Annotated in this window: 24 protein-coding genes; 12 read left to right on the top strand and 12 right to left on the bottom strand. The window is 66.8% G+C overall.

Annotated features, from left to right (window positions below):
• Positions 1-223: 223 nt before the first annotated feature.
• On the top strand, positions 224-1,822 hold the full coding sequence (gene abc-f, locus ACIQCN_RS04545) for a ribosomal protection-like ABC-F family protein (RefSeq protein WP_400603856.1): 1,599 nt from the start codon (positions 224-226) through the stop codon (positions 1,820-1,822).
• Between the two features lie 48 nt (positions 1,823-1,870).
• Here abc-f and ACIQCN_RS04550 read toward each other — a convergent pair whose 3' ends face one another.
• The 4 genes from ACIQCN_RS04550 to ACIQCN_RS04565 are packed head-to-tail and all read right to left on the bottom strand — an operon-like array spanning position 1,871 to position 3,933.
• Positions 1,871-2,341, bottom strand: a complete 471-nt coding sequence (locus tag ACIQCN_RS04550) for a YbaK/EbsC family protein (RefSeq protein ID WP_400609624.1) — start codon at positions 2,339-2,341, stop codon at positions 1,871-1,873.
• A 3-nt stretch (positions 2,342-2,344) separates the two neighbouring features.
• Complete coding sequence (locus ACIQCN_RS04555; RefSeq protein ID WP_400609626.1) at positions 2,345-3,220, bottom strand: SURF1 family protein; 876 nt, start codon at positions 3,218-3,220, stop codon at positions 2,345-2,347.
• On the bottom strand, positions 3,221-3,484 hold the full coding sequence (locus ACIQCN_RS04560) for a hypothetical protein (RefSeq protein ID WP_400609628.1): 264 nt from the start codon (positions 3,482-3,484) through the stop codon (positions 3,221-3,223).
• Positions 3,481-3,933, bottom strand: coding sequence for a DUF3099 domain-containing protein (locus tag ACIQCN_RS04565; protein WP_400603849.1), 453 nt, complete (start codon positions 3,931-3,933; stop codon positions 3,481-3,483). The genes ACIQCN_RS04560 and ACIQCN_RS04565 overlap by 4 nt, the downstream gene beginning before the upstream one ends.
• 154 nt (positions 3,934-4,087) lie before the next feature.
• Between ACIQCN_RS04565 and ACIQCN_RS04570 the strand changes: the two genes are divergently transcribed.
• Both ACIQCN_RS04570 and ACIQCN_RS04575 read left to right on the top strand, forming a co-directional pair.
• Complete coding sequence (locus tag ACIQCN_RS04570; protein ID WP_400609630.1) at positions 4,088-4,813, top strand: beta-ketoacyl-ACP reductase; 726 nt, start codon at positions 4,088-4,090, stop codon at positions 4,811-4,813.
• A gap of 129 nt (positions 4,814-4,942) precedes the next feature.
• Positions 4,943-5,695, top strand: a complete 753-nt coding sequence (locus ACIQCN_RS04575; protein WP_400603843.1) for an SDR family oxidoreductase — start codon at positions 4,943-4,945, stop codon at positions 5,693-5,695.
• A 92-nt stretch (positions 5,696-5,787) separates the two neighbouring features.
• Here ACIQCN_RS04575 and serB read toward each other — a convergent pair whose 3' ends face one another.
• A complete protein-coding gene (gene serB / locus ACIQCN_RS04580; RefSeq protein ID WP_400609632.1) occupies positions 5,788-6,681 on the bottom strand; it encodes a phosphoserine phosphatase SerB in 894 nt (297 codons plus the stop codon).
• Between the two features lie 155 nt (positions 6,682-6,836).
• On the opposite strand from serB, the gene ACIQCN_RS04585 reads away from it, so the two are divergent.
• The 4 genes from ACIQCN_RS04585 to ACIQCN_RS04600 all read left to right on the top strand — a co-directional run bounded on the left by ACIQCN_RS04585 (position 6,837) and on the right by ACIQCN_RS04600 (position 9,632).
• On the top strand, positions 6,837-7,622 hold the full coding sequence (locus ACIQCN_RS04585; protein WP_400603838.1) for an ABC transporter ATP-binding protein: 786 nt from the start codon (positions 6,837-6,839) through the stop codon (positions 7,620-7,622).
• Between the two features lie 11 nt (positions 7,623-7,633).
• Positions 7,634-8,419 carry a sulfite exporter TauE/SafE family protein gene (locus ACIQCN_RS04590; RefSeq protein WP_400609634.1) on the top strand — a complete coding sequence of 262 codons (786 nt, stop codon included), beginning with the start codon at positions 7,634-7,636 and terminating at the stop codon, positions 8,417-8,419.
• Positions 8,420-8,426: 7 nt separating this feature from the next.
• A complete protein-coding gene (locus ACIQCN_RS04595) occupies positions 8,427-9,236 on the top strand; it encodes a TrmH family RNA methyltransferase (RefSeq protein ID WP_400603834.1) in 810 nt (269 codons plus the stop codon).
• A 138-nt stretch (positions 9,237-9,374) separates the two neighbouring features.
• The gene (locus ACIQCN_RS04600; RefSeq protein ID WP_159825646.1) at positions 9,375-9,632 is read left to right on the top strand and encodes a type B 50S ribosomal protein L31; all 258 of its coding nucleotides are present in this window, start codon (positions 9,375-9,377) and stop codon (positions 9,630-9,632) included.
• Between the two features lie 165 nt (positions 9,633-9,797).
• Here the strand turns inward: ACIQCN_RS04600 and pepN are convergent, their stop codons facing one another.
• Complete coding sequence (pepN, locus tag ACIQCN_RS04605; protein WP_400609635.1) at positions 9,798-12,431, bottom strand: aminopeptidase N; 2,634 nt, start codon at positions 12,429-12,431, stop codon at positions 9,798-9,800.
• A gap of 19 nt (positions 12,432-12,450) precedes the next feature.
• On the bottom strand, positions 12,451-13,476 hold the full coding sequence (locus ACIQCN_RS04610; RefSeq protein WP_400609637.1) for a YeiH family protein: 1,026 nt from the start codon (positions 13,474-13,476) through the stop codon (positions 12,451-12,453).
• A 112-nt stretch (positions 13,477-13,588) separates the two neighbouring features.
• On the opposite strand from ACIQCN_RS04610, the gene ACIQCN_RS04615 reads away from it, so the two are divergent.
• The 3 genes from ACIQCN_RS04615 (at position 13,589) to ACIQCN_RS04625 (ending at position 17,001) form a co-directional block, all read left to right on the top strand.
• Positions 13,589-15,145, top strand: a complete 1,557-nt coding sequence (locus ACIQCN_RS04615; RefSeq protein ID WP_400603827.1) for a circularly permuted type 2 ATP-grasp protein — start codon at positions 13,589-13,591, stop codon at positions 15,143-15,145.
• Between the two features lie 81 nt (positions 15,146-15,226).
• A complete protein-coding gene (locus ACIQCN_RS04620) occupies positions 15,227-16,153 on the top strand; it encodes an alpha-E domain-containing protein (RefSeq protein ID WP_400603825.1) in 927 nt (308 codons plus the stop codon).
• Positions 16,150-17,001: a transglutaminase N-terminal domain-containing protein gene (locus ACIQCN_RS04625; protein ID WP_400603823.1), complete on the top strand. Its 852-nt coding sequence runs from the start codon at positions 16,150-16,152 to the stop codon at positions 16,999-17,001. Before ACIQCN_RS04620 ends, ACIQCN_RS04625 begins: the two co-directional genes overlap by 4 nt.
• A 6-nt stretch (positions 17,002-17,007) precedes the next feature.
• Here the strand turns inward: ACIQCN_RS04625 and ACIQCN_RS04630 are convergent, their stop codons facing one another.
• The 3 genes from ACIQCN_RS04630 to glgC all read right to left on the bottom strand — a co-directional run bounded on the left by ACIQCN_RS04630 (position 17,008) and on the right by glgC (position 20,426).
• Complete coding sequence (locus ACIQCN_RS04630; RefSeq protein ID WP_400603821.1) at positions 17,008-17,475, bottom strand: pyridoxamine 5'-phosphate oxidase family protein; 468 nt, start codon at positions 17,473-17,475, stop codon at positions 17,008-17,010.
• Positions 17,476-17,493: 18 nt separating this feature from the next.
• On the bottom strand, positions 17,494-18,945 hold the full coding sequence (locus ACIQCN_RS04635) for an SDR family NAD(P)-dependent oxidoreductase (protein ID WP_400603819.1): 1,452 nt from the start codon (positions 18,943-18,945) through the stop codon (positions 17,494-17,496).
• Between the two features lie 71 nt (positions 18,946-19,016).
• Positions 19,017-20,426 carry a glucose-1-phosphate adenylyltransferase gene (glgC, locus tag ACIQCN_RS04640; RefSeq protein WP_400609639.1) on the bottom strand — a complete coding sequence of 470 codons (1,410 nt, stop codon included), beginning with the start codon at positions 20,424-20,426 and terminating at the stop codon, positions 19,017-19,019.
• Positions 20,427-20,526: 100 nt separating this feature from the next.
• On the opposite strand from glgC, the gene glgA reads away from it, so the two are divergent.
• Entirely contained in the window at positions 20,527-21,726 is a 1,200-nt protein-coding gene (gene glgA, locus ACIQCN_RS04645) for a glycogen synthase (protein ID WP_400603814.1), read from the top strand.
• An 88-nt stretch (positions 21,727-21,814) separates the two neighbouring features.
• Here glgA and ACIQCN_RS04650 read toward each other — a convergent pair whose 3' ends face one another.
• Positions 21,815-23,935, bottom strand: a complete 2,121-nt coding sequence (locus ACIQCN_RS04650; protein WP_400609641.1) for an acyl-CoA dehydrogenase — start codon at positions 23,933-23,935, stop codon at positions 21,815-21,817.
• Positions 23,928-24,626, bottom strand: coding sequence for a TetR family transcriptional regulator (locus ACIQCN_RS04655; protein ID WP_400604295.1), 699 nt, complete (start codon positions 24,624-24,626; stop codon positions 23,928-23,930). The genes ACIQCN_RS04650 and ACIQCN_RS04655 overlap by 8 nt, the downstream gene beginning before the upstream one ends.
• A gap of 102 nt (positions 24,627-24,728) precedes the next feature.
• Between ACIQCN_RS04655 and ACIQCN_RS04660 the strand changes: the two genes are divergently transcribed.
• Positions 24,729-26,087, top strand: a complete 1,359-nt coding sequence (locus tag ACIQCN_RS04660; RefSeq protein ID WP_400609643.1) for an acetyl-CoA C-acetyltransferase — start codon at positions 24,729-24,731, stop codon at positions 26,085-26,087.
• The last annotated feature ends 6 nt before the right edge of the window (positions 26,088-26,093 follow it).

Below are 26,093 nucleotides of genomic sequence, written 5' to 3' on the forward strand. Positions count from 1 at the left end.
CACGATGCTATGCCCGTAACCCCGCATCTCCCGGCACAGCGCCCGGTCCCGCAGGAGCGGAGTCACATGACGCCAAAGCCGGGGCGAGGTGCGTATTCGCGGTTCCTGCCACCAACCGCACCCGGTAGACTTGAAAAGGCCGTTCTCCGGCCATTCTCCCCAGCTGTCCTGCAATATCTGTGCGCAGCTGCGGCGTTCCCTGTTGTGAAAGGCCTTACCTGCTGTGATTACCGTCCAGGATCTTGAACTGCGCGCTGGCGCCCGGCTCCTCATGGACCAGGTGAGCTTCCGCATTGACAGGGGAGACAAGATCGGGCTGGTGGGCCGAAACGGTGCAGGCAAGACCACCCTCACCCGCGTCCTCGCCGGCGAAGGCCTTCCGGCTGCCGGCAAAGTGACCCGCAGCGGCGAGATCGGGTACCTGCCGCAGGACCCCCGCACCCCGGACATGGAGCAGCTGGCCCGGGACCGGATCCTCTCGGCCCGGGGCCTGGACATCGTGGTGGGTAAGCTGCGGAAGGCCCAGGAGGAGATGGCCAGCGACGACGCTCAGGTCCAGCGCAAGGCCATGAACCGGTATGACCGGCTTGAGGCGGAGTTTCTTTCTGCCGGCGGGTACGCCGCAGAGGCGGAAGCGGCCTCGATCTGCTCAAACCTGGCACTGCCGGACCGTCTGCTGAACCAGCCGCTCAAGACACTTTCCGGCGGCCAGCGGCGCCGCGTCGAGCTGGCCCGCATCCTCTATTCAGATGCGGAGACCATGCTCCTGGACGAACCCACCAACCACCTCGATGCCGACTCCATCGCGTGGCTGCGGGACTTCCTCAAGAACCACCAGGGCGGCCTGATCGTGATCAGCCACGACACCGAACTGCTCGAAGCCACAGTCAACAAGGTGTTCCTGCTGGACGCGAACCGTGCGCAGATCGACTTCTACAACATGGACTGGAAGCGGTACCTGCAGCAGCGCGAAACGGACGAGCGCGCCCGCAAGCGGGAACGCGCCAACGCCGAAAAGAAGGCCCAGGTCCTCATGGACCAGGCAAACAAGATGCGCGCCAAGGCCACCAAGGCTGTAGCCGCCCAGAACATGGCCAAGCGCGCCGAGCGGCTGCTCAGCGGCCTGGAAGCCGTCCGTGAGCAGGACCGGGTGGCAGCGCTGCGCTTCCCGGACCCTGCACCTTGCGGAAAAACGCCGCTCACCGCCGATGGGCTGAGCAAGTCCTATGGTTCGCTGGAAATCTTCACCGATGTCGACCTGGCCATCGACCGCGGTTCCAAGGTGGTCATCCTTGGCCTGAACGGTGCGGGCAAGACCACCCTTCTGCGGATGCTCGCGGGGGTGGACCAGCCGGACACCGGCGAGGTCATCCCGGGCCACGGTGTCAAGGTTGGCTACTACGCCCAGGAACACGAAACCCTGGACGTCAACAGGACAGTCCTTGAGAACATGCGCTCCGCCGCCCCGGACATGAAGGACGCGGAAGTCCGCGGCATCCTGGGCTCATTCCTGTTCTCCGGCGACGATGTGGACAAGCCCGCCGGCGTACTCTCCGGCGGGGAAAAGACGCGTCTGGCCCTTGCCACGATCGTCGCCTCCAGCGCCAACGTCCTGCTCCTCGACGAACCCACCAACAACCTCGACCCGGCCAGCCGCGCCGAAATCCTTGGCGCACTGCGGAACTACTCCGGCGCCGTCGTCCTTGTCAGCCACGATGAAGGTGCCGTCGAAGCCCTCAACCCCGAGCGCGTCGTACTGCTGCCGGACGGCGTGGAAGACCACTGGAACGAAGACTACCTGGACCTGATCACGCTCGCGTAGCGTTCTCCGGGGCGCCGTGACAGGTTTTGCTGCGCGGCGCAGGCCGCTTCAGCGCACCGGCAACTCCAGCGCTCCGGTGATTCTCCGCAACTCCTTGTAGGTGATGCTGAACATTGTGGTGTGGTCTCCTGCTCCTGCCCAGAGGAGGTCCTTGGTTTTCAGGGAGTCGTCCAGGAGGGTTCGGATTCTTTGGGGGTGGCCTACAGGGGCTACTCCGCCTACCTCCTGGCCGGTATGTTCCAATACGAAGTGGGGTGAGGCGCGGCGGATCTTTTCCGATCCCAGCTGGCGGGCCACCAATGCCGTGTCTACCCGTGCGGCGCCGCTGGCGAGGATCAGCAGGGGCTCGCCTGCCAGGTCGAACACCAGGCTGTTGGTAATCGCCGAGATGTCGCACCCCAGCGCCTCGGCCGCGGCGGCGGTGGGGACACCTGCAGGGAAGTGCCGGACCGTGTCGCCGACGCCGGCGGCGACCAGCGCGGAGCGCACCCGGGCAACGGGACCGCCGTCGTTCACCATCGGTCAGTACCCTTGCGCGTCCAGGAGTGCGTCTTCCTCTTCTTCGGCCGTTGGCCGCTTCCGTCTCCGGGGCGGGGCCGGACGACGGCGCGCGGGGACGGCGGAGTGCACGGTTCCGGACGCGTCCGGCTCGCCGTCGTCCTCCGCGTCGATCGCCGCGTTGCGCGCCTGCTGCCGCGCCGCGTAGCCGAAGCCCACAAACATGAGCACGCCAAATGCGAACCACTGCAGCGAGTAGGACAGGTGGGTGCCCTCCTCGACGGACGGCTTGGGGAACGGATAGGGCATCCCCGCCGCCGGCGGGGTTTCCGAGGCCAGCTGGCCGTAAGCGCCGGTGAGCACCGGATATGGCAGTTGGGCGGCGTAGGCGTTCAGGTCGATGGAGGCCAGCTGGCCTTCCGGGGCGCCCCGCTGCAGTTCCGGCTCGGGGTGCTTCAAACGGACGACGGCGGTGACCTCGCCGGCCGGGGGAGCGGGCACCGAATCAGGGCTGCCCGGGTTCTTATTGCCGATGGGCAGCCAGCCGCGGTCGATGATGACGGTCTCGCCCGAGTCCAGGCGGAAGGGGACCAGCACCTCGTAGCCGGGCTGGCCGTTGAGCGGGCGGTTGCGGACAATGCGCTGCCCGCTGGGGTCATAGGAGCCCTTCAGCTCAACCTGCGCCCATTCTCTCTCAGGGTCCAGCGCCCGGAACTGGTCCCGGGCCTGCGCAAACGGCACCGGGGCAGCCGAATAGTTGCTGACCACACGGTTGATCTCAGCAAGCGTTTCGGCCCGGCGGTCCATCTGCCAGCGGCCCAGGAAAACGCAGGCGGAGGCGAAGATCACGGCCAGCAGAAGATAGCCCAGCCATTTGCTGGAAAAGAGGAACCGGTACATTCAGCTGTCCTGCTCCCGGGCGCCGTCCGCAGCGTCCAGGGGAAGGGTCTCCTTCCACAGGCCACGGGTCTGCAGGTAGTCCTCGAGCCACTCCCGGTGTTCCCCGCAGGCAAGCCAGGTCTTGCGGCGTTCAGGCGTATGGATCTTGGGGTTGTTCCAGAGGAGCTGCCAGGAGGCTCCGGCACGGCAGGCCTTGCGCGAGCAGACTGCTGCATCCTCCGGGAACGCGGGATCAGAACCCGCGGCGAAATCGAAAATACTCATGATGCCCGCCGCTCCTCCCCGGCGTTGGGGTTGTCTGTTCGGCCGCCCGGGTCCGTGTCATCGACCAGTTCACCCTGGAGCAGCGCACTGCCCGGCTCATCACCGCTGCCCGGGAGCGCGGGCGCCTCAAGTTCGGCAAGCGGCGCGGAGTCCAGCAACAGGTCGCTGTGGCCTTCGGCGAGGTCGCTTCCGTTTGCGATGATAACTGCGATCCAGGGCAGGAACACCGCCCCGGCCACGGGAATCAGCTTGAACCAGCCGTCAACCACGAAGATCAGGATCAGGCACACCATGCGGATGCCCATGGCCAGGGCGTACTTGACCATGCGCTTATGCATGTCCACCGAGTGGGCTGCGGCGGCATCCGTAATGCTGTGGACTTCTGCGTCACCCGAGAACCGGCCGGGTTCTCCGGGCGCGGACTGTCCTGCATGGTTTTCAAGGGTCACGGTGGTTGATCACGCTCCAAAGGCTTGGGTTAATTCTCTCACCATCGGCAGTGGCACCCAAACCCGGCCCGGGCCGTTCGCTAAGATCGGAGGCAGTCCCAAACACCACCTTGCTACCGCGGCGCCGCATGCCGCAGAGAACCGGAGTCCGTCAATGACTGAAGCAGTTTCCGCCCCCCGCAGCGTCCTGATCACCGGCGGCAACCGCGGCATCGGCCTGGCCATCGCGGAAGCCTTCCTGGCCAACGGTGACAAGGTGGCCGTCACCTACCGCAGCGAAACCCGGCTGCCCGAGGGCATCCTGGGCGTCAAGGCGGACGTGACCGATGAGGCGTCAGTGGATGCCGCCTTCAAGGAGGTCGAAGCCGCGCACGGTCCCGTGGAGGTCCTGGTTGCCAACGCCGGCATCACCAAGGACACGCTGCTGCTGCGCATGAGCGAGGACGACTTCACGTCGGTCATCGACACCAACCTCACCGGTGCTTTCCGCGTGATCAAGCGCGCCTCCAAGGGCATGATCCGGCTCCGCAAGGGCCGTGTTGTCCTCATCTCGTCCGTCTCCGGCCTCTACGGCGCCCCCGGCCAGATCAACTACTCCGCCTCCAAGGCAGGCCTGGTGGGCATGGCCCGCTCCCTGACCCGCGAGCTGGGGTCCCGCGGCATCACCGCCAACGTGGTGGCCCCCGGCTTCATCAACACCGACATGACCGCCGAGCTCCCCGAAGCCACCCAGAAGGACTACCTGGCCAGCATCCCAGCCGGCCGTTTCGCTGAAGCCTCCGAGGTGGCCAACGTGGTCCGCTGGATCTCCAGCGACGAGGCCGCCTACATCTCCGGCGCGGTCATCCCGGTGGACGGCGGCCTGGGCATGGGTCACTAGGAGGCCCTTGCGGGAACTAGTGCGGCCGGGCTTCTTTGTTGGACCCGGACAAGGGAATCGCCGCTGTGCGCTGGCATGATGGTCTGCAGACCAACAGCGAATTAGACGTTTCGAACAAAGGAAGTACGTATGGGACTGCTGGATAACAAGACCGCCATCGTCACCGGATCCTCACGCGGGATAGGCGCCGAGGTGGCTAAAATCCTCGCAGGCGAGGGCGCGTCCGTCGTCGTCAACTACCGCCAGAAGGCGCCCCGCGCCAACAAGGTGGTCCAGGGCATCGAGGCCGACGGCGGCCGTGCCGTGGCGGTCGGCGCGGACCTGACCACCCAGGAAGGCGTCCAGGCGCTGGCCAGCGCAGCAATGGAGAACTTCGGTTCCCTGGACATCCTGGTCCTCAACGCCTCCGGCGGCATGGAGACCGGCATGGGCGAGGACTACGCGCTCAAGCTCAACCGCGACGCCCAGGTGAACATGCTCAACGCCGCCGTGCCGCTGATGAAGGAAGGCTCGCGGGTGGTCTTCGTGACCAGCCACCAGGCCCACTTCATCAACACCGTGCCCACCATGGACGCCTATGAACCGGTGGCCCGCAGCAAGCGCGCCGGCGAGGACGCGCTGCGTGAGCTTATCCCCAACCTGGCGGAAAAGGGCATCTCGCTGGTGGTAGTGTCCGGCGACATGATCGAAGGCACGGTGACCGCCACCCTGCTGGACCGTTCAGCCCCGGGTGCCATCGAGGCGCGCCGCGCCGAAGCCGGCAAGCTCTACTCCGTGGAGGAGTTCGCCCAGGTGGTGGCCGGCATGGTTACCGCAGACGTTGAGTCCGGCCACACGGAATACGCCGGCGGCGCAGACTACTTCGGCAAGGGCGCGCAGTAGGTCTCAGCTTCCACCCCAACCGCGAGATGACACTTCGCGGCAATGTTCCTCCCGGACACTGCCGCGAAGTGTCATCTCGCGGTTAAAGGTGTTCAGACTCCGGCGATGTGCCGGACGGCGTCCAGGTACGGCATGTTCAGGGCGGCGTCGGCCACAGCCCGCACGGCCGGCTTGGCGTTGAAGGCCACGCCGATGCCGGCGGCGCCCAGCATGTCCAGGTCGTTGGCGCCGTCGCCCACCGCGATGGTGTGCTCCAACGGTATGCCCTCGGCGGCGGCCCACTCGCGCAGGTACTTCTCCTTGGCGGCGCGGTCCACCACGGCGCCCAGCACCTTGCCGGTCAGCACGCCGTCAACGATTTCCAGCTCGTTCGCCTGCCAATAGTCCAGGCCCAGTTCCTCGGCGACCGGCCGCAGGATCTGGTTGAAGCCGCCCGACACCACGGCCACCACATGGCCGGCAGCCTTGAACGCGGCCACGAGGTCGGCGGCCCCTTCGCTGAGCTTCACTTCTTCACGGACGGAATGCACGACGCCGGCGGGCAGCCCCGCGAGTACGGCCACCCGGGCGTGCAGGCTCTGGGTGAAATCCAGTTCGCCGCGCATGGCTGCTTCGGTGACGGAGGCCACCTCTTCGAATTTGCCCGCATAGGCGGCAAGGAGTTCGATGACCTCCTGCTGGATCAGGGTGGAATCCACATCCATGATCAGGAGCTTGCGGGGGGCGGACCGCAGGCCGTCAGGAACAAGGGCGGTGTCCTGTCCGTCGATGCCGGCTTCGGCTACGGCCCGCCGGAGGGCGGCGAGGCCGGCGGCGGTGGCATCCGGAAGGGCGAGTTCCGCCACCTGAACGCGGTAGCGTTCGTCACCCAGGGAATCTTCCCGCAGCACCTCGGCGCCGGCGGCGGCCAGGACGGAACGCAGCTGCTCCAGCCCGTATGGAGTCATATTTTGGCCGTAGCTGACCGCAGTCACGTTCGAAGTCATGCCTGCAATCTTAGCCAGCGGGGCAGCTGTGCCCTGAATTCATTGCGCCGGAAGCAGGCGCCCGGACCCTGGCCGTGACGGCCGGCACGCGCCCACGCCGGAGCGTCCCTCACCGGTTATCAGTCGTCCTCCTTTTTGTCCTAGTGTCTACTCCTATGAGTGATGTTCTGGAATTGGCCTCCGTCAGTGTTGTCCGAGGCAAAAAAACGCTGCTGGACAAGGTGGACTGGCAGGTTAACGAGGGCGAACGCTGGGTCATCCTGGGTCCGAACGGCGCCGGCAAGACCACCCTCCTCCAGATCGCTGCGGCACGGCTGCACCCGAGCAGTGGAACCGCGGGAATCCTCGACGAGACGCTCGGCCGGGTGGACGTCTTCGAACTCCGGCCGCGCATCGGGCTCTCCTCGGCCGCACTGGCTACCCAAATCCCCGAACACGAGACGGTCCTGAACGTGGTGGTTACTGCCGCCTACGGCGTCACCGGCCGCTGGCGTGAGGGATACGAGCGCGACGACGAACGCCGAGCCTTCCGCCTGCTGAACGATTGGGGCATGGGGCCACTGCTGAACCGCTCGTTCGCCTCGCTCTCCGAAGGGGAACGCAAGCGGGTGCAGATCGCCCGCGCCCTCATGACGGACCCTGAACTGCTGCTGCTGGATGAGCCGGGTGCCGGCCTTGACCTGGCCGGCCGCGAGGACCTGGTCAGCCGCCTGAGCGAACTGGCCATGGATGAAGCTGCGCCGGCCATGGTCCTTGTCACCCATCACCTCGAAGAAGTGCCGCCGGGCTTCACGCACGCCATGCTGCTCCGCGACGCAGGCGTGGTGGCCACCGGGCCCATCGCCGAGGTGCTGACCGCGGAGAACCTGGGCCGGACTTTCGGCCTTGAGCTGGACGTGACGGTCAACGGAGGCCGCTACACGGCTGTCGCACGCCGCTAGCAGTAGCCACGGTGGATCTGTTCAGCGGCACCCTGGTGTCCATCGCCGGCCTGTGGGCCGGCACCATCAACGCCGTGGTGGGCTCCGGTACGCTGGTCACCTTTCCCGTGCTGATCGCCCTCGGCATCACCCCCGTGGTCGCTTCCATGAGCAATGCCATGGGCCTGGTGGCCGGCGGCGTTTCGGGAGCGGTGGGCTACCGACGCGAGCTCAAGGGGCGCGGCCGGCAGTTGCTGCGGCTCCTGCCGGCATCCCTTTTGGGCGGCATTTCGGGTGCCTGGCTGCTGCTGCACCTGCCGGAAGCGGTGTTCCACTACGTGGCACCGTTCCTGATCGTCCTGGCGCTGCTCATGGTTGTTTTCCAGCCGCGGCTGCAGGCCTGGGTCCGGAACCGGGAGGAGAACCCCGAACACGCCGTCCGCGACAAGCGCCACGGCGTGCTGCTGGTGGTTTTGGTGTACCTGGCAGGTGTCTATGGCGGCTACTTCGTGGCGGCCCAGGGGATTCTGCTGGTGGGCATCCTGGGTGTCTTCCTGACCGGCACCATGCAGAACGCCAACGCCATGAAGAATATCCTGGTGCTTGGCGTGAACGTGGTGGCCGCGGTGTCATACCTCCTGTTTGCCTTCGACCGGATCAACTGGACGGTGGTGCTGCTCATTGCCTTCAGTTCGGCCGTTGGCGGCGTTCTGGGCGCGAAAATCGGCCGCCGGCTCTCGCCGACAGTGCTGCGTGCCGTGATCTTCGCCCTGGGGCTGGTGGCCCTGGGCGTCATGACCGCCAATCTGCTGAAATAATCACCCGGTGACAATCCACTATCTTGAGTCCGCGGACGATCCGCGCGTGGCGGACTATACCCGCCTCACCGACGTCCACCTCCGCAAGCTCCGCGAGCCGGCGGAGGGCATGTACATCGCCGAATCCTCCCGGGTGCTCCGCCGCGCCCTCGCCGCGGGTCATCGGCCGCGCTCATTCTTCCTCGCCGAAAAGTGGCTGGCCGACCTGCAGGACGTCTTCGCCGCACACCCGGATGTGCCGGTGTTCGTCGGCAGTGCCGGCCTGCTCGAGGAGATCACCGGTTTCCACCTGCACCGCGGCGCGATGGCGGCCATGGAGCGGCCGTCCCCGGTCCCGCTGCCGGAGCTCCTCGAAGGTGCCCGGCGCGTCGCCGTGCTGGAGGACATCGTGGACCACACCAACGTCGGCGCCATCTTCCGGTCCGCCGCCGCCCTGGATATCGACGCCGTTCTGGTCTCGCCGCGCTGCGGGGATCCGCTGTACCGCAGGAGCGTCCGGGTCAGCATGGGAACGGTTTTCCAGGTCCCCTGGGCCCGCCTGGAAAACTGGCCGGAGGACCTCCAGGTGCTCAAGGACCACGGGTTCACAGTCGCCGCGCTCGAACTGACCGAGGATGCCCAGGACGTGGACGCCGTTGCGGCAGAAGACCCGGACAGGCTGGCGTTGGTGCTCGGCACCGAAGGCGCCGGAATGAGCGCAGGCACCCTTGCCGCCGTCGACCTCGCCGTGAAGATCCCCATGCGCAACGGCGTGGATTCGCTCAATGTCGCTGCGGCTTCCGCTGTGGCGTTTTGGGAGTTGCGGTCCCGGCGCTGATTGTTCGCGCCCGCCGCGTGCATCCGCTATGATGGATAGCTGGTTGTCCTGCCGCCGAAGCCCGGCTGACGCGGGGACAGCTATCCCATTCATACCTGGCAGCTGGCAAAATCCAGTTGTGCGAACAAAGGTCCCATTATGAAGTCTGAGATCCACCCGAAGTACGAAGCTGTTGTTTTCAACGACCTGGCTTCCGGCGTCAAGTTCCTGACCAAGTCCACCGTGTCTTCCTCGAAGACCATCGAGTGGGAAGACGGCAACACCTACCCGGTCATCGACGTCGAAATCTCCTCCGAGTCCCACCCGTTCTACACGGGCAAGCAGCGCATCATGGACTCCGCAGGCCGCGTCGAGCGCTTCAACGCTCGCTTCAAGGGCTTCGGCGGCAAGAAGTAATCCACTTCCACCGAGCTTCCTGAAGGCCCGCACCGGCAACGGTGCGGGCCTTTCGCGTTTCCAGGGGCCAAGTGCGCCTTGACGCCGGGCCACGGTGCGCAGGGACTGTCCCTGTGCACCGGGCCCTCATCACTGCGCAGGACGGGTACGGAGCAGCCGCGGCGGCTACCGGGCAGTTGCTTGCACGACGGCGGCCTGCGCCGTGAGCGCGCGCAACAGGTGGCTGCGCTGCTCCAGGATGATGCGGCGCAGCGCGCGGGGGGCGTCGGCGTGTGCGGCCAGCCAGTCATCGGTCCTGCGGAGTACAGGGTGGTCCGCAGGTGCCATGCCTTCCGCTAGGTCCTGGTTCAGGGGGAACAGCCCGCGGACAATCCTGCTGGCGATTTCGATGCTCCGCCCGTCCCACACGTCCCGCAGGCACTCAAAGTAGGGTTCCACGTACGGATCCAGGAGGCCGGCCGGGGCAGTGGTGAAGCCGCTGATGGTGGCGCTGAGCTGCTGGTTGGAGAGTGCGGTGCCGTGGACGGCTTCCTGCCACGCGGCGGCCTTGACGGCGGGGTCCGGCCGCGCCGCAACGGCTGTGGCGTGGCCGGCGCGCCCGGATGCGGTGGTGTCGCGCGCCAGTTCGGCATCGAGTTCGGCAAGGGTGGCCTGGCCGTTCGCCGCCAGGGCATGCCAGAAGTGCCAGCGGAGCTCGGCGTCCACCGCCAGGCCCCCGACGGGTGCCGAACCGTCCAGCAGTCCGCGCAGGCGGGGGAGCAGGGCGGCGTCGTGCCTGCTGAGCGTGCCCACCGTCCTGGCCCACGCCAACTGGTGGTCGGACCCGGGAACGGCACGGTCCAGCTCGGCAGCGACGGCCGCCAGGAACGGGGACCGCACACCGTCGCGTCCGGCCGGGGGAGTGTAGCGTTCGACGGCGGTGCAGGCGTTCTCGAGGATGTTCAGCAGGACCCCGATCCCGGTTTCCGCCGGACCGAACGCTGCCACCGCATCCAAGTAGCGTGCCGCCGGGCTTTCCCCGTCCCGGGCCGAGTTCCACAGCGCCGTCCAGCACAGGGCCCGCGCCATGGGGTCGGTGATCCTGTCCAGTGACTCCAGGACAGTGTCCAGGGAGACCGGATCAAGCCGGACCTTGGCGTAGGTCAGGTCGTCGTCGTTGAGGAGCAGCAGCGCTGGCCGCGGCTTGCCCGCCAGGTCCGGAACGGGCGTGGAGGAGCCGTCGACGTCGGTTTCCACGCTTCCGGTGCGGACCAGGGCGCCGGAGGCGTCGAAATCGTACAGCCCCACCCGGAGCCGGTGCGGCCGGGGCTCGTCCCTTCCCGTGACGGGGTCCGTTGCCTGCTGGACGATGGCCGCACCGCCGATGGCGGCGTCGTCCGTTGCGTCCGGCGTGATCTCCAGGGCGAGGGTGGAGATGCCCGCGGTTTGAAGCCACTGCCGCGCCCAGCCGGACAGGTCCCGGCCGGAGGCGGCACTGAGTGCCTCCAGGAGGTCAGCCAGGGTGGTGTTGGAGTAGGCGTGCTTGCGGAAGTACTCCCGCGAGCCTGCGATGAAAGCGTCAAAGCCCACGTACGCCACCAGTTGCTTGAGGACCGAGGCGCCCTTGGCGTAGGTGATGCCGTCGAAGTTCTGCTTCGCGGCCTCGAGGTCCGGAATGTCCGCCACGATGGGATGCGTGGTGGGCAGTTGGTCCTGCACGTAGGCCCACGCCTTGCGTTTGTTGGCGAAGTTCACCCAGGCAGTGGCCCAGTCTGTGGCCCGGTCCACGCCCAGGGTGCCCATGTAATCCGCAAAGGATTCCTTGAGCCACAGGTCGTCCCACCACTGCATGGTCACGAGGTCGCCAAACCACATATGCGCCATCTCGTGCAGAAGGGTGTTCGCGCGGCCCTGGTACTGGGCGTCGGTGGCGCGGGAGGTGAAGACGTAGCTTTCGGTGAAGGTGACGAGGCCGGGGTTTTCCATGGCGCCCAGGTTGTACTCGGGCACGAATGCCTGGTCGTATTTTCCCCAGGGGTACGGGAAGTCGAAGAGCCGGTTGAAGAACTCCAGGCCGTTCTTCGTGAGCCGGAACAGCTCATCCGTGTCGAAAGACGCGGCCATGGACGCCCGGCAATAGAGGGCCAGCGGCACATCCATCGCCGTGCCGTCGTCCAGCGTGGCCAGCCACCGGTCCTGGGCCTTGAAGTAGGGCCCGGCAAGCACGGTGGTGATGTACGTGGACATGGGAAGCGTGGGCGCGAAGTCCCACCGGGCGGCGGCGGGGTCGTCGGACAGGGCTGTCCTGGCGGTCTGTTCAGCGTTGGACGCCACTTCCCAGCCGGCCGGCGCCGTGACATGGAACGTGAAGGACGCCTTGAGGTCCGGCTGCTCAAAGTTGGCGAAGACGCGCCTGGCGTCTGCAGGTTCATACTGGGTGTAGAGGTAGCACTGTCCGTCCGCGGGATCGACGAAACGGTGCATGCCTTCACCGGAGCGGCTGTACAGGGCGATGCCGGTCACTGTCACCTCGTTATTCCGCTGCAGGTTTTCCAGCCGGATCCGGGGCCCGTCCACCACGTCGTCGACCCGGAGGGACTCGCCGTTCAGGATGACGCTGTGCACGCCCCCGTGGATGAAGTCCAGGAACGTGGTGGTGCCCGGCTGGGCGGCACTGAAGACGATGGTGCTGCGGCTCGGGTAGCCGGTGGAGCCCGGGTCGGCGGCTTGCCGCACGTCGAGCCATACGTCGTAGCTGGCGGTGGTGATCATGGCTGAACGTTCCGCCGCTTCATTGCGGCCCAGATTCTCAAGAGACACTCCGCCATCCAATCACAGGTCAGGCGGTGATCAGCACCGCGGCCGCCAGCCCAAGGGCGGCGATCAGCAGCCATGACGCCAGGGCTGCCAGCAGGGCCCGTCCTCCCGTCAGCAGGAGCGTACGGATGCGCACGGCGGAGCCCAGCCCAAAGAGTGCCGCAGCCAGGAGCAAGTCCTGCGCCAGGGCACCGCCGGCCAGCCAGTTTTCCGGCAGCCAGCCGGTGGAGCGCAGGGCCACCATGGCCACGAACCCAACAACGAACAGTGGCAGCACGGGCGGCAGCCGGGTCCCCGCGGCCGCGGCCCCGGGTACAGTGCTAAACCGGTGGTGCGCCCCGGCGATCGCGGCCACGGGGGCCAGGAGCAGCACCCGCGTGAGCTTGACGACGACGGCGATCCCCAGCGCCGCCGTTCCCGCCGTTTGCGCAGTGGCCACCACCTGCCCTACGTCGTGGACGGATGCTCCGGCCCAGGCACCGAACACCGTGGCGCTGAGCCCCAGAGGGTGCACCAGCAGCGGCAGCACGCCGATGGCCAGCGTGCCGCACAGCGTCACGAGCGCCACCGGCAGCACCGTGTCCGTATGCCGGATCCGCCGTACTGCAGCCACGGCCCCGATGGCCGACGCCCCGCAAATGGAGAAACCGGCGGCCACCAGGAGGGACGTCTCCGGTGGAAGCCGGAACAGCCGTGAGATGAGGTACGTTCCGCCGAACCCGGCAGCCACCACGGCCGCGATCAGGACCAGCGCCAGCCAGCCCAGCCCCAGGACGTCCATGACGCTGACCTTCAGGCCGAGCAGTACGATGCCGGCCCGCATGAGGTGCTTACCCGCGAAATCCAGGCCGCGGCGCGCCCTTCCCGCCATCCATGCGGCGGAGCCGGGAAAGTTCGCCGCGAGTACGCCAAGGACCACCGCTGCGGTCATTGCAGGAAGCGCAGGCAGCAGGCCATGGACCAGGAAGGCCGCGGCTACGGCGGCAGCGGCGAAGCCAAGGCCGGGAAGCACCGGCCCGGCTGCCGGTAAGCGTCTGCTGAGTGGCACCTGACTACTGTGCCGGATAAGGTCCCTAAAACACGAACCGCTGCCCGGCCGCCAACACGCCATTGTGGAGGGCAGTATGAAATCGAACCCAAAAGATGGTTGGCTATTGCGCATGTCAGACCTATTCCAGGATTACTCCGAGGCCGCCGGCAGGACCGGCGCCTACGACGAGATGTTTGCGCCCGGGCAGCAACCGCGGGACTCCTACGGGCAGGTTGCGGACGCCCTGAGCAAACTCTCACTGGCGGACGTCACCGCCCGGGCCGATTCGATGGCGCGCACCTTCCTGGACCGCGGAGTGACGTTCGATTTCGCAGGGGAGGAGCGGCCCTTCCCCCTGGACATCGTGCCGCGTGTGATCCCGGCGTCGGAATGGGAGGTCCTGGAGCGGGGCGTTGCGCAGCGCGTGCGTGCCCTGGAAGCCTTCCTCAACGACGTTTACGACAAGATGACGGTAGTGGCCGACGGCGTGATCCCCCGCCAGCTGGTGACCACCAGTGCCCACTTCCACCGCCAGGTCCACGGATTCGAGCCGGCCGGCGGGGTGCGCGTGCACATTTCCGGGATCGACGTGGTCCGGGACGCCGCCGGGACTTTCCGCGTCCTTGAGGACAACGTCCGGGTCCCGTCCGGCGTCAGCTACGTGCTGGAAAACCGCCGCGCCATGGCTAAGGGCCTGCCCGAAGCGTTCGGCCAGCAGCTCATCCGGCCCGTGGAGGAATACCCGCGCCGCCTGCTCTCCGCCCTGCGCAAGACGGCACCGGCAGGCGTGGACGATCCCACGGTGGTGGTCCTGACCCCGGGCGTCTTCAACAGCGCCTATTTCGAGCACACGCTGCTCGCAGGCCTGATGGGCGTGGAACTGGTGGAAGGCCGCGACCTGATCTGCCGTGGAAACCGCGTCTACATGCGCACCACGGCCGGCGAACAGCGCGTGGACGTCATCTACAAGCGCATCGATGACGACTTCCTTGATCCGCTCCAGTTCCGCTCCGACTCCATGCTGGGGTGCCCCGGCCTGGTCAACGCCGCCCGCGCAGGCGGAGTCACCATCGCCAACGCGGTGGGCAACGGCGTCGCGGACGACAAACTGGTCTACAGTTACGTTCCTGACCTGATCCGCTACTACCTCAACGAGGAGCCCGTGATCGCGAATGTGGACACGTACCGCCTCGAAGAGAAGGAAGCCCGCGAGTACACCCTGGACAACCTTTCGGAGCTTGTGGTGAAGCCCGTGGACGGTTCCGGGGGCAAGGGCCTGGTGATTGGCCCTGACGCTTCGCCGGAGGAGCTGGAGGCCCTGCGGGGGCGGATCATCGCCGACCCCCGGGGCTGGATCGCCCAGCCGGTGCTGCAGCTTTCCACGGTCCCCACCCTCAGCGGCGACAAGTTCGGACCCCGGCACGTCGATCTTCGCCCCTTCGCGGTGAACGACGGCGACAACGTCTGGGTGCTCCCGGGCGGCCTGACGCGTGTGGCTCTCAAGGAGGGCTCGCTGATCGTCAACTCCAGCCAGGGCGGTGGCTCCAAGGACACCTGGGTGCTGGCCGACTCGCCGCAGATGCCGGTGGAGACGGTTCCCCGCCCCTCCATCACCGTCCGCGAGCGGGTCTCGGTGTGGCCGGTGGAAAGCAACTGGCGCGACCGCCAGCCGGAGCAGCAGCAGTGAGCCGCGCCGCCGTCGTGCCCTTGTGCCTTGCCGTGGGCTTGCCCTTTCCCGTTCCGTCCCGCGTGCAGGAGGTAGCCGCACATGCTTAGCCGCATCGCCGAATCCCTATTCTGGATTGGCCGCTATGTGGAGCGTGCCGACGGCACGGCCCGCATCCTTGACGTTCACCTGGAACGGCTGAACCACCTGCCCATGGAAGAACGCAGGAGCGTGGCCCAGGAACTGCTGGCGGTCATGGGCGCCCGGCCGCAGAGCGAGGACTTCGGGCTGCCCGAACTGCTGCATGCACTGGCCTACGATAAGACCAGCGCCACGTCCATCGCCGGCTCCCTCGGCGCCGCCCGCGAGAACGCCCGGCGGGCGCGGGAGACCGTGTCCTCCGGACTGTGGGAAAGCCTGAACACCACCTACTACGGGCTCAGCCAGCACCGAAAGGATGTGGTGGGCACCTACCGGTTCTGCAACTGGACGCTTGAGCGCACCGCCATGGTCAGCGGCCTCGCGGACACTACGGTCAGCCATGATGAAAGCTGGCTCTTCCTCGTCCTGGGCCGCTCCCTCGAACGGGCCGACATGACCGCCCGCATGCTGTCCACCCGGGACGTCCTGTCCGCGGGCATGTCCTGGGTCAACATGCTTCGCTGCGCGGGTGCCTACGAGTCGTTCCTCAGGACCCGCCGCGCTGCGTTCGGGGACCAGCACGCCGCTGAGTTCCTGCTGCTGGACCGGCTGTTTCCGCGCTCCATCGTCTACGCCCTCCGGGATGCAGACGAGTGCCTGGCCAAGCTGGACCCCTCCGCGCAGCGCGTGGGCTTCATCAATGACGCCCGGCGCATCGTGGGCCAGGCCCGCACCTTCCTGGAGTTCCACCGGACAGACGACCTCATGTCGGAACTGCCCGAGCACATGGAGCGCGTGCAGAAAGCCGTTGCCCAGGCATCCGACGCCATTTCCCGTAAGTACTTCAATCAGGCGGACGAACTGGCCTGGGTGGGAGAAGTTTCATGACCCGGCTGAGCATCAACCACCGCACGGCGTACAAGTACAACAAGCGCGTCACCCTGTCCTACAACGAGGCCCGGATGACGCCGCTGACCGACTCCCAGCAGGTGGTCCTCGAGTCCGTGGTCAAGGTGTCCCCGTCCCAGGCGGCGGTCAGCACTTACCGCGACTACTGGGGCACAAGGGTGACGGCCTTTGACATGCAGATGCCGCATGACCACCTCGAAGTGCTCTCCACCATCCTGGTGGAGGTGCATCGCACGGAAAAGATCCCCTCCGGGGCGGACATCGTCGGCTGGGACATCCTTGCCGCTCCGGAGACACTGAGCGCGTTCAGCGACTGGCTGCCCCAGTCGAGGCTGAGCGGCCCCGGGGACGAGGTCCTGGGCATCATTCCGGGGGTGGTGGCGGGCAAGAATCCGCACGAGGCGGCCATGGCCATCTTCGAGTGGATGCGTGGGGAAATGACGTACATGTCCGGCTCCACCGCCGTTACTACCAACGCGGAGGAGGCATGGGGGCAGCGCCAGGGCGTGTGCCAGGACCTGGCCCACCTCGCCATCGGTGCGCTGCGCAGCTGCGGGATCCCGGCCCGCTACGTCTCCGGATACCTGCATCCGCGTTCCAGCGCCGGCATCGGGGAAACGGTAGCCGGGCAGTCGCACGCCTGGCTGGAATGGTGGGACGGAGACTGGCGCAGCTGGGATCCCACCAACCACAAGCCCGCCGGAGACTTCCACGTCACGGTGGCCCGCGGACGGGACTACCGTGACGTGCCGCCGCTGAAGGGCATCCTCTCCGGCGGGGGAGGGTCGGCCCTTAGCGTCAGCGTGGAAATCACGCAGCTCGCCTGAGCGGCTTTACTCCTGGGGACTCTTGACGGCGCCGCTCAGCTGGGTCCACCAGGTCAGCGGTGCTGTTACCTTGAACCGGCGCCCTGTCAGCGTGCTGGGTGTGATCCTGATGAATGTGTCCTTGTGGCCGGCCTGCCATGGGAAAAGGTACAGCGCGGCGGTGTCCAGGACATGCTCGGTGCCCGTCACTACCTCCGCGGTGCCCTTGGCCACCACGCTCCAGGCCAGGCCGGTCTGTGCATCCACGCCGTCGGCTTCGACGGCTACCTGCGCGCCGCCTGAGGCGGCTGCGAGCTTGGTGCCTTCGCCGGTACGGAACACCAGGGTCCCGCTGTCCACGGTGTAGTTGATCGGGAAGATATCCGGGTGGCCATCCGCCAGGACAGCCAGCCGGCCCACGGAGACCGTCCGCAGCAGTGCCCAGCAGTCGTGGTGTTCGAGGTTTTCAACGTCGGGGGCTGACTCTTTGCTCATGCCGTGAGCATACGCCCATCACCAGGGGCTGGGCTTGTAGTCCTTCAGGAAAACACCGTACTGGTCCTCGCCCGCCTCGCCCATGACGATCGGATCGTAAACCCGGGCTGCGCCGTCCACCAGGTCCAGGGGAGCGTGGAAGCCTTCCTCCATGAGGCGGACCTTCGTGTAGTGCGGGCGCTCATCCGTGATCCAGCCGGTGTCCACGGCCGTCATCAGGATGCCGTCCGTCTCCAGCATTTCCTGTGCACTGGTCCGCGTCATCATGTTCAGCGCTGCCTTGGCCATGTTGGTATGCGGGTGGCCCGGGCCTTTGTAGGCACGGGAGAACTGGCCCTCCATGGCGGAGACGTTGACGATGTACTTTCGGCGGGCGGTTGAGCGTTTCATGGCCTCCCGCAGCCGGCTGACCAGCAGGAACGGGGCCGTGACGTTGCAGAGCTGCACTTCGAGCATCTCCAGCGGATCCACCTCGTCCACCACCTGCGTCCAGCTGTTGATTGTGGCGAGGTCCGGCACCAGCCCGCCGGCGTCAATCGCCGTTCCGGACGCGATGCGTTCCAATGACGCCGAGCCGGTGGAGAGTGCCAGCGATGTGATGGCGTCACCGGCCAGCACCGGATGTTCCGTGACGCTGCCTGCCAGGGCAAGGGGGTGCTTGTCGTGCGCGTGGCCGAAGGTCAGCAGCTCCGGACCGCCGTTGGCCCGCTCCAGCGCCGCGGGCAGGGGCTCGTCCTCGGCATCGACCAGCGGCTTGTAGGCGTTGCCGGAGCGGCGGACGGTCTGCGCCGCGTTGTTGATGATGATGTCCAGGGGCCCGGCCTCGTTGAGGGAGTCGGTGAGGGCCATGACCTGCGCGGGGTCGCGGAGGTCGATACCCACAATGCGGAGCCGGTGCAGCCACTCTGCGCTGTCCTCCATGGCCGCGAACCGGCGTGCGGCGTCCTTGGGAAACCGGGTGGTGATGGTGGTGTGGGCGCCGTCCCGCAGCAGTCGCAGCGCGATGTACATGCCGATCTTGGCGCGGCCGCCGGTCAGGAGTGCACGCCTGCCGGTCAGGTCGGTGCGGGCGTCGCGCTTGCTGTGGCTGAATGCAGCGCAGTCGGGACACAGCTGGTGGTAGAACGCGTCCACCTGGGTGTAGTGCTGCTTGCAGATGTAGCACGGCCGGGACCGGATCAGGTGTCCGGCCACCTTGCCGGTGGCCGAGGGAGCCAGCTTGTTGCCCCGGGTTTCGTCATCGATCCGGTCCGGCGCGGCGGTGGCCGTCTGCGCGATGACCGCCCGGTCCGCTTCGGAGATGAGGTCCCGCTTGGTGACCCTGCGGTGGCGCTTGACGGCCTTGAACATCTTCCCCGTGGCACGGCGCACCGAAATGTAGTCGGGGTGCTCCTCGTCGTACGCGTGGATGGTGTTCAGGACCTTGAGGCAGGCCTGGATTTCCTCAGGGGTCAGGTCGGGGGAGCTCATTGGACTGATTTTACAGCCTTCCGCCGCCTGACCCCGGCCGGGACCGGTCCCTTGGTACTGCCGGACAGCCGCTAGGACCTATGCACGCCGGGCACGGCTTCGGCCGCCGCCGATGCATGGGCCCCCGCTGCCCGTTCCACCGATTCACGCACGTCCGGGTAGTCAGCAGTTGCCGCTTTTACCGCGTTGGGAACCAGATGCAGGTTGTTGGCCGCAAGCTGCCGTTCCTGTTCGCTGGGTTCGGGAACCTGCTGCCCCTTCGCCAGGACGGTGATGCCGGACTCGGTGACCTTGAAGCCGCGGGCACGGTCCAGTTCCGGATCCATTCCGATGGCGGCCCCTGCGGGAACCCTGACGTTCTTGTCCAGGATGGCGCGGTTGATGACAGCCCCTTCGCCCACGTACACCTTGTCCATCAGGACCGAATCGATGACGCGGCTGCTGGTCCCGACGAAGATGTCATTGGACAGCACCGAGCCTTCCACGACACCGCCGGAAATGACCACTCCGCTGGACACGATGGAATCCAGCGCGGTTCCGACGGTGTTCTTCTGGCCCCGGACGAATTTGGCCGGCGGTGAGATGCTCTGCCGGGTGTAGATGGGCCACTCGGAGTTGTACAGGTTGAAGACCGGCAGCGGCGAGATGAGGTCCATGTGGGCGTCGTAGAACGAGTCGATGGTGCCCACGTCGCGCCAGTAGGTCCGGTCGCGCTCGGTGGATCCGGGAATGTCATTGAGGGTGAAGTCGTAGACGCCGGCCTCGCCCTGGTTCACGAAGTAGGGAATGATGTCCCCGCCCATGTCGTGCTTGGTGTCCAGCCGCTCGGCGTCAACGTGCAGGGCCGCCACCAAGGCGTCGGCGTCGAACACGTAGTTGCCCATGGAGGCCAGGAACTGGGAGGGATCCGCTGCCAGGCCCGGCGTGCTGGCCGGCTTTTCCACGAAGGCCGCGATCTTCTGGGGGTCGTTCCGGTCCACTTCGATGACGCCGAACTGGTTGGCCATGTGCAGCGGCTGGCGGACAGCAGCCACGGTGGCCTTCGCTCCGCTGCTGACGTGCTGGGCCACCATCTGCGCGAAGTCCATTCGGTACACGTGGTCCGCGCCCACCACCACCACGATGTCCGGGCTGGCGTCCTGGATCAGGTTCAGGGACTGGTAGATGGCGTTGGCGCTGCCCAGAAACCAGCTCTTGCCCACCCGCTGCTGGGCCGGCACGGAGGCGATGTAGTTGCCCAGCTGGGTGGACATCCGCCACGTTTCCGAAATGTGCCGGTCAAGGCTGTGCGACTTGTACTGCGTGAGCACCACGATCTGCAGGTAGCGGGAGTTCACCAGGTTGGACAGCGCAAAGTCGATCAGGCGGTAGCTGCCGGCGAAAGGCACGGCTGGCTTGGCCCGGTCTGCCGTCAGCGGCATCAGCCTGTTTCCCTCGCCGCCTGCGAGGACAATGGCCAGGACTTTCTTGTTCAACGGCATAGTGGTCGCTCCTGTACGCCTTCGTAACTCCCCAACAGTCCGGTCTGCCCGGACTTCTTCACAGTAGAACAGTTCAGCGTGAAGGACTACCTTGGGTCTTGTGCGAATAGACATTGTGACTAAAGAATTCCCGCCGGAGATCTACGGGGGAGCCGGGGTGCACGTCGCCGAATTGAGCAGGGTGCTTAGTAAGCATGTTGACCTGCAGGTTCGGGCCTTTGGTGCGCCACGGGACGCCGATTACCACGGTGCGGCGGTGACGTCCTATTCCGTCCCGGAAGACCTTGGTGCGGCCAATGCGGCCGTGCAGACGCTTGGCGTGGACCTGCGCATCGTTCCGGACGTCGCAGGCGCCGACCTGGTCCACTCGCACACCTGGTACGCGAACATGGCCGGACACCTGGCCTCCCTCCTGCACGGCATCCCGCACGTGCTCAGCGCCCACAGCCTGGAGCCGCTTCGGCCCTGGAAGGCCGAGCAGCTGGGCGGCGGCTACGCCTTGTCCTCATGGGTAGAGAAGACGGCCTACGAAGCGGCCGCCGCGATCATCGCCGTTTCGGAGGGCATGCGCCAGGACATTCTGCGGAGCTACCCGGCCGTTGATCCGCAGAAAGTCCGGGTTGTCCACAACGGCATCGACGTGGAGTTGTGGAAGCGGGATGAGAATGACGACGCCGTCCGCGCCCTCGGCATCGACCCCGCCAGGCCCAGCGTTGTCTTTGTGGGCAGGAACACGCGGCAAAAGGGAGTCCCCTACCTGCTCCGCGCGGCAGCAAAGCTGCCGGCCGACGTCCAGCTCGTCCTCTGCCTGGGCGCCGCTGACACCCCCGAGCTCGCGGCCGAAACAGCCCGCCTCATCGAAGACCTGCAGCGTGAACGCACCGGCGTGGTGCTGATCGAGCGGATGCTGCCGCGGCAGGAATTGATCCGGGTGCTCAGCCATGCCACGGCGTTCGCGTGCCCTTCTATCTATGAACCGCTCGGCATCGTCAACCTCGAGGCCATGGCCTGCGGTGCGGCGGTGGTGGCAAGCGCCACCGGTGGTATTCCGGAAGTGGTGGAACACGGCCGCACAGGCCTGCTCGTGGACCTGGAGCAGGTCACGGACGGCACCGGCACCCCGCTGGACCCGGAGAAGTTTGTTTCCGAGTTCGCGGCAGCGCTGACGGAAGTCGTCTCGGATCCGGAACGCGCACGCGCCATGGGCGAGGCCGGCCGCCGCCGCGCCGAAGAGCATTTCTCCTGGGAGTCCATCACGCAGACCACCCTTGAGGTATACCGGTCGGTGCTCCCCGGCTGACCATCAGCCCCGCCACGGCGGCCACGCACGACGGCGCCGCTCCCCACGTGCTGGAGCGGCGCCGTCGTGCTGTATTGCGGATGGCGCCCTAACCGCGCCGGGCCCGGTCCGCGGCGGGCTGCAGGAACTTCTCCTCCACCGGCGACGTGCCGCTGGCCCGGCGGGCCCGGAAATAGGCGCGGGCTTCGTCCTGCCGCTGCTTCTCCGCTCCCGTGGCGACGGCGGACCGCACGTGCTCGTCCTCGTAACCGAAAGCGTCCACCAGGTCCAGGGCATGCGGCCGGATCCGGGCCAGGAGCCGGTTGATGTAGCCGCCCACCGTCCGGGCGCGCTGCATGGAGAGCCTGCCGTTCATGAGGTACCAGGCCAGGTTCTTTTCGATGAGTGAGAGGCCGAACAGGTCCCGCAGCCAGGTCAGGACAACTTTTGTGCCGGCGTCGTCCACCTCGCGAAGCGCTTCCGTGAAGGCTTCCCACTGCAGCAGTTCCGCATGCGCCTGGGCCGCTTCGATGAGCTCGTTCTGGTGCCGGTTGAACACTGCGGCGCCTTCCGGCTGGGAAAGCCGGGCTGCACCCTTCAGCTCCGAGGCAACCTCTGCCACCATGGTCTGGACGCGGTCCGTCAGGAGTGCGCGCTGGCCTTCCTCGTCCCGCAGCGCGATCGCTGCCCTCTGCACCGATCCGGTGTCGGCCATGAACTGTGCCACCTGGCGCAGGCCCGTGCGGTGCAGTGCCGCACCTGTGGCCTGTCCCACCACGTAGCGGGCCAGCACTCCGAAGTCCACATTGCGGAACTCCTTGGCGTAATCCGCCAGCAACCGCTTGGCCACCAGCTGGAGCAGGATGGTGTTGTCGCCCTCAAAGGTGGCATAGATGTCCAGGTCGGCACGCAGGGAGGCGAAGCGGTTCTCGATCAGGAAGCCGGCCCCGCCGCAGGCCTCGCGGCATTCCTGCAGCGTGTCCAGGGCATGCCAGGTGCTTAGTGGCTTGAGGGCGGCGGCCAGGGTCTCCAGGTCCTGGCGGTCCTCGTCAGTGTCGTGGGCTCCGGAAAAGACGTCGTCGAACTTTGCCAGGAGCTGTTCGTGTGCGAACCCGGCCGCATAGGTGGTGGCGAGGCGGGTCAGCAGGCGCCGCTGGTGCCGCTGGTAGTCCAGCAGGACTTCCTCGTCCGTGGCGGACGAAGCGTTGAACTGGCGACGCTCGCTGCCATACTGGATGGCCGCCTTAAGCGCCACTTTGGAGGCGGCCACTGCGGCGCCGTCCAGTGAGACCCGTCCCTGGACCAGTGTTCCCAGCATGGTGAAGAACCTGCGTCCGGGACTGGCAATCGGCGAGCTGTACGTGCCGTCCGGGGCGACGTCCCCGTACCGGTTGAGCAGGTTGGTCCGCGGGATACGGACACGGGTGAAGTGCAGCCGGCCGTTGTCGATGCCGTTGAGTCCACCCTTGATGCCGTCGTCCTCGCCGCCAATGCCCGGCAGGAAGGCCCGGGTCTGCGGATCCCGGAGGTCCACGTAGAAGGCATGCACACCGTGGTTCACTTCCTTGGTCACCAGCTGGGCAAAAACCACGGCGGCCAGGCCGTCCACGGCTGCGTTGCCGATATAGTCCTTCCACGCGGCGCGGAACGGGGTATGGATTTCGAACTCTTTGGTGTCCTGGTCATATGTAGCGGTGGTGGCAATGCTGGCCACGTCGGAACCATGCCCGGTCTCGGTCATGGCAAAGCACCCGGGGATCTCCATGGCCATGATGCCCGGCAGCCACTTGGCGTGGTGTTCAGCCGTTCCCAGATGCAGGACTGCCGACCCGAACAGGCCCCACTGCACACCCGCTTTGATCTGCAGGGACGGGTCCGCCACCACCAGCTCCTCGAAGCCGGCAACGTTGCCGCCGTGGTCATCGGTGCCGCCGAACTCCGCCGGGAAGGCGCGGTGGACGGCGTTGTTGTCCACCAGGTACATCAGCTGCCCGGTCACGCGTTTCCGGTGATCCGTGTGTGTCAGGCCCTCGATTTTCCGCAGTTCCGGGCGTGCGGCCAGGCTGCGGGCCTGCAGGCGGACGTCCGCCCAACGGCCCAGAAGCTGCCTGCCCAGGGCTTCCACGTTGACGGCGGCCTGTTCGCCGCGTCCTCCTGCGGCTGGCCCGGGCAGCGTCGCCTGGTCACGGCGCTGGTTCCCGCGCGCGGCGCGGTCCGCGAGTTCAGTCATGTCCATGTCCTTCGTTGGTGCTGACAGATTGTTTGGTGCTGGAAAGTTGCCTTGTGCCGGACTGGCTGAGTTCAGGAGCGATCCCTACGCACAGCCACGCCGTAATATGCCGCGCCATGACTTCCTGGCCCGGCTTGGCGGGCGAGTCCGGTGTGTTCAGCCATTGTTCACCGGCGTTGCGGACCAGCCCGATCGCTGCCTTGGGCCAGTAACCGATGACAGTTTCGTTGCCGCCTCCCAGGTGCGAGCGCATCGGGGTGGCGATCATTTCCGCCACGGCCTCGAAGAAGTGCCCCAAGGCGCCGGAGTCCGTTGCGGAGGCGGAGGATCCGTCCGCTTCGGGGGTCCCCTGGCGGGTGACGAACGTATAGACGCTGGGACTGGTGGCGGCCATCTGGAGGTAGGCGCCCACCATGGCCAGCAGGCCTTCACGCGGTGTCTGTGCGGTCTGTGCTGCCTCCCGGATCCGGCGTTGCATCTGGTCCAGGACAACCTCGCCCACCGCCTGCTGGAGACCGGCCTTATCGCCGAAATACCGGTAAAACACGGACTTTGACGTTCCCGCCGCGCCCGCGATTTCCTCCATGGATGCGTCGCTGCCCAAAGCGTGGACGGCCCGGCGTGCGGACTTGATCAGCTCGCGCCGCCGCTCCTCACGGTGCGTCTGCCAGCGGGAGGACCGCCCGTCCATGGCCGCGCCGGAGGAGCGGGAAATTGCTGGATCCTGGATGTTCACGATACCCAGCGTATCAGGTACGCTGGGTATCGGTAATCGTTGATCAGAGGAGATCCAATGCCCGTTGAAGGACAGCCCACCGCCGAAGCCGCTGCGCCGGACGCCCGGCCCGTTGCCCCTTCCGCCCGGAAAGCGGTGGTCATCGGAGCCAACCGCATCCCGTTCGCGCGGTCCGGCGGCGCATACGCCAAATCATCCAACCTGGACATGCTCACCGCGGCACTGGACGGTCTCATTGCCCGGTTTGGCCTGCAGGACGAGCGGATCGGGGAGGTTGCCGCCGGCGCCGTGCTCAAGCACTCCAGGGACTTCAACCTCACCCGCGAGGCAGTCCTGGTTTCGGCACTGTCTCCCGAAACCCCCGCATACGACCTCCAGCAGGCGTGCGCCACCGGACTGGAAACAGTGGTAGGCCTCTCCAACAAGATCAAGCTGGGCCAGATCGATTCGGCCATTGCCGGCGGCGTGGACTCAGCCTCCGACGCTCCCATCGTGGTGAGCGAGGGACTCCGGGAGGTAGTCCTGGACCTGAGCCGTGCCAAGACGCTTGGCCAGCGATTGCAGGCCATTAGCCGGCTGCGTCCCAAGGACCTTGCTCCGCTGGCCCCCGGCACGGCAGAGCCCCGTACCGGCCTCTCCATGGGCGAGCACCAGGCCCTGACCACGGCGCAGTGGAAGATCACGCGGGAGGCCCAGGACGAACTGGCCTACAACAGCCACCGCAACCTGGCCGCGGCCTATGAATCGGGTTTCTTTGACGACCTCATCACGCCGTATCGCGGCCTGGCCAGGGACGGCAACCTGCGCGCAGACACGTCCCTGGAGAAACTGGCCACCCTCAAACCCGTCTTCGGCCGGAACCTCGGCATGGATGCCACCATGACGGCAGGAAATTCAACTCCGCTGACAGACGGTGCGTCCGCTGTCCTGCTGGGCTCCGAGGAATGGGCCGACTCCCACGACCTGCCCAAGCTCGCGGCGGTGGTGGACGCGGAAGCCGCAGCAGTGGACTTCGTGCATGGCAAGGACGGCCTCCTCATGGCGCCCGTCTTCGCCGTACCCCGTCTTCTGGCCCGCCACGGGCTCACGCTGGACGACATCGACTACTTCGAAATCCACGAGGCCTTCGCCGCCACTGTACTCAGCACCCTGGCAGCCTGGGAGGACGATGAGTTCTGCCGCACCCGCCTGGGACTGGACGGCGCCCTCGGCAGCATCGACAGGAGCCGCCTGAACGTGAACGGCTCCTCCCTGGCCGCCGGCCACCCCTTCGCAGCCACCGGCGGAAGGATCGTCGGATCTCTGGCCAAGACGCTGCACGCCAAAGCGTCCGACGGCGGCCGTCCCGTCCGCGGCCTGGTGTCAGTTTGCGCCGCGGGCGGCCAGGGCGTGGCCGCTATCCTCGAATCACTCTAGGGAGGC

Source organism: Pseudarthrobacter sp. NPDC092424, from assembly GCF_044754925.1.
GTDB lineage: Bacteria > Actinomycetota > Actinomycetes > Actinomycetales > Micrococcaceae > Arthrobacter.

What these genes read in the sequence shown, in the direction of transcription:
- ACIQCN_RS04560 (WP_400609628.1), bottom strand. Translation starts at nt 3,484, where the DNA reads ATGAGTATTTTCGATTTCGCCGCGGGTTCTGATCCCGCGTTCCCGGAG.
- ACIQCN_RS04625 (WP_400603823.1), top strand. Translation starts at nt 16,150, where the DNA reads ATGACCCGGCTGAGCATCAACCACCGCACGGCGTACAAGTACAACAAG.
- ACIQCN_RS04660 (WP_400609643.1), top strand. Translation starts at nt 24,729, where the DNA reads ATGCCCGTTGAAGGACAGCCCACCGCCGAAGCCGCTGCGCCGGACGCC.
- ACIQCN_RS04600 (WP_159825646.1), top strand. Translation starts at nt 9,375, where the DNA reads ATGAAGTCTGAGATCCACCCGAAGTACGAAGCTGTTGTTTTCAACGAC.
- ACIQCN_RS04630 (WP_400603821.1), bottom strand. Translation starts at nt 17,475, where the DNA reads ATGAGCAAAGAGTCAGCCCCCGACGTTGAAAACCTCGAACACCACGAC.
- glgC (WP_400609639.1), bottom strand. Translation starts at nt 20,426, where the DNA reads ATGCCGTTGAACAAGAAAGTCCTGGCCATTGTCCTCGCAGGCGGCGAG.
- ACIQCN_RS04655 (WP_400604295.1), bottom strand. Translation starts at nt 24,626, where the DNA reads ATGGACGGGCGGTCCTCCCGCTGGCAGACGCACCGTGAGGAGCGGCGG.
- ACIQCN_RS04650 (WP_400609641.1), bottom strand. Translation starts at nt 23,935, where the DNA reads ATGACTGAACTCGCGGACCGCGCCGCGCGCGGGAACCAGCGCCGTGAC.
- ACIQCN_RS04570 (WP_400609630.1), top strand. Translation starts at nt 4,088, where the DNA reads ATGACTGAAGCAGTTTCCGCCCCCCGCAGCGTCCTGATCACCGGCGGC.
- ACIQCN_RS04635 (WP_400603819.1), bottom strand. Translation starts at nt 18,945, where the DNA reads ATGAGCTCCCCCGACCTGACCCCTGAGGAAATCCAGGCCTGCCTCAAG.
- ACIQCN_RS04550 (WP_400609624.1), bottom strand. Translation starts at nt 2,341, where the DNA reads ATGGTGAACGACGGCGGTCCCGTTGCCCGGGTGCGCTCCGCGCTGGTC.
- ACIQCN_RS04615 (WP_400603827.1), top strand. Translation starts at nt 13,589, where the DNA reads ATGTCAGACCTATTCCAGGATTACTCCGAGGCCGCCGGCAGGACCGGC.
- serB (WP_400609632.1), bottom strand. Translation starts at nt 6,681, where the DNA reads ATGACTTCGAACGTGACTGCGGTCAGCTACGGCCAAAATATGACTCCA.
- ACIQCN_RS04575 (WP_400603843.1), top strand. Translation starts at nt 4,943, where the DNA reads ATGGGACTGCTGGATAACAAGACCGCCATCGTCACCGGATCCTCACGC.
- ACIQCN_RS04585 (WP_400603838.1), top strand. Translation starts at nt 6,837, where the DNA reads ATGAGTGATGTTCTGGAATTGGCCTCCGTCAGTGTTGTCCGAGGCAAA.
- ACIQCN_RS04620 (WP_400603825.1), top strand. Translation starts at nt 15,227, where the DNA reads ATGCTTAGCCGCATCGCCGAATCCCTATTCTGGATTGGCCGCTATGTG.
- ACIQCN_RS04555 (WP_400609626.1), bottom strand. Translation starts at nt 3,220, where the DNA reads ATGTACCGGTTCCTCTTTTCCAGCAAATGGCTGGGCTATCTTCTGCTG.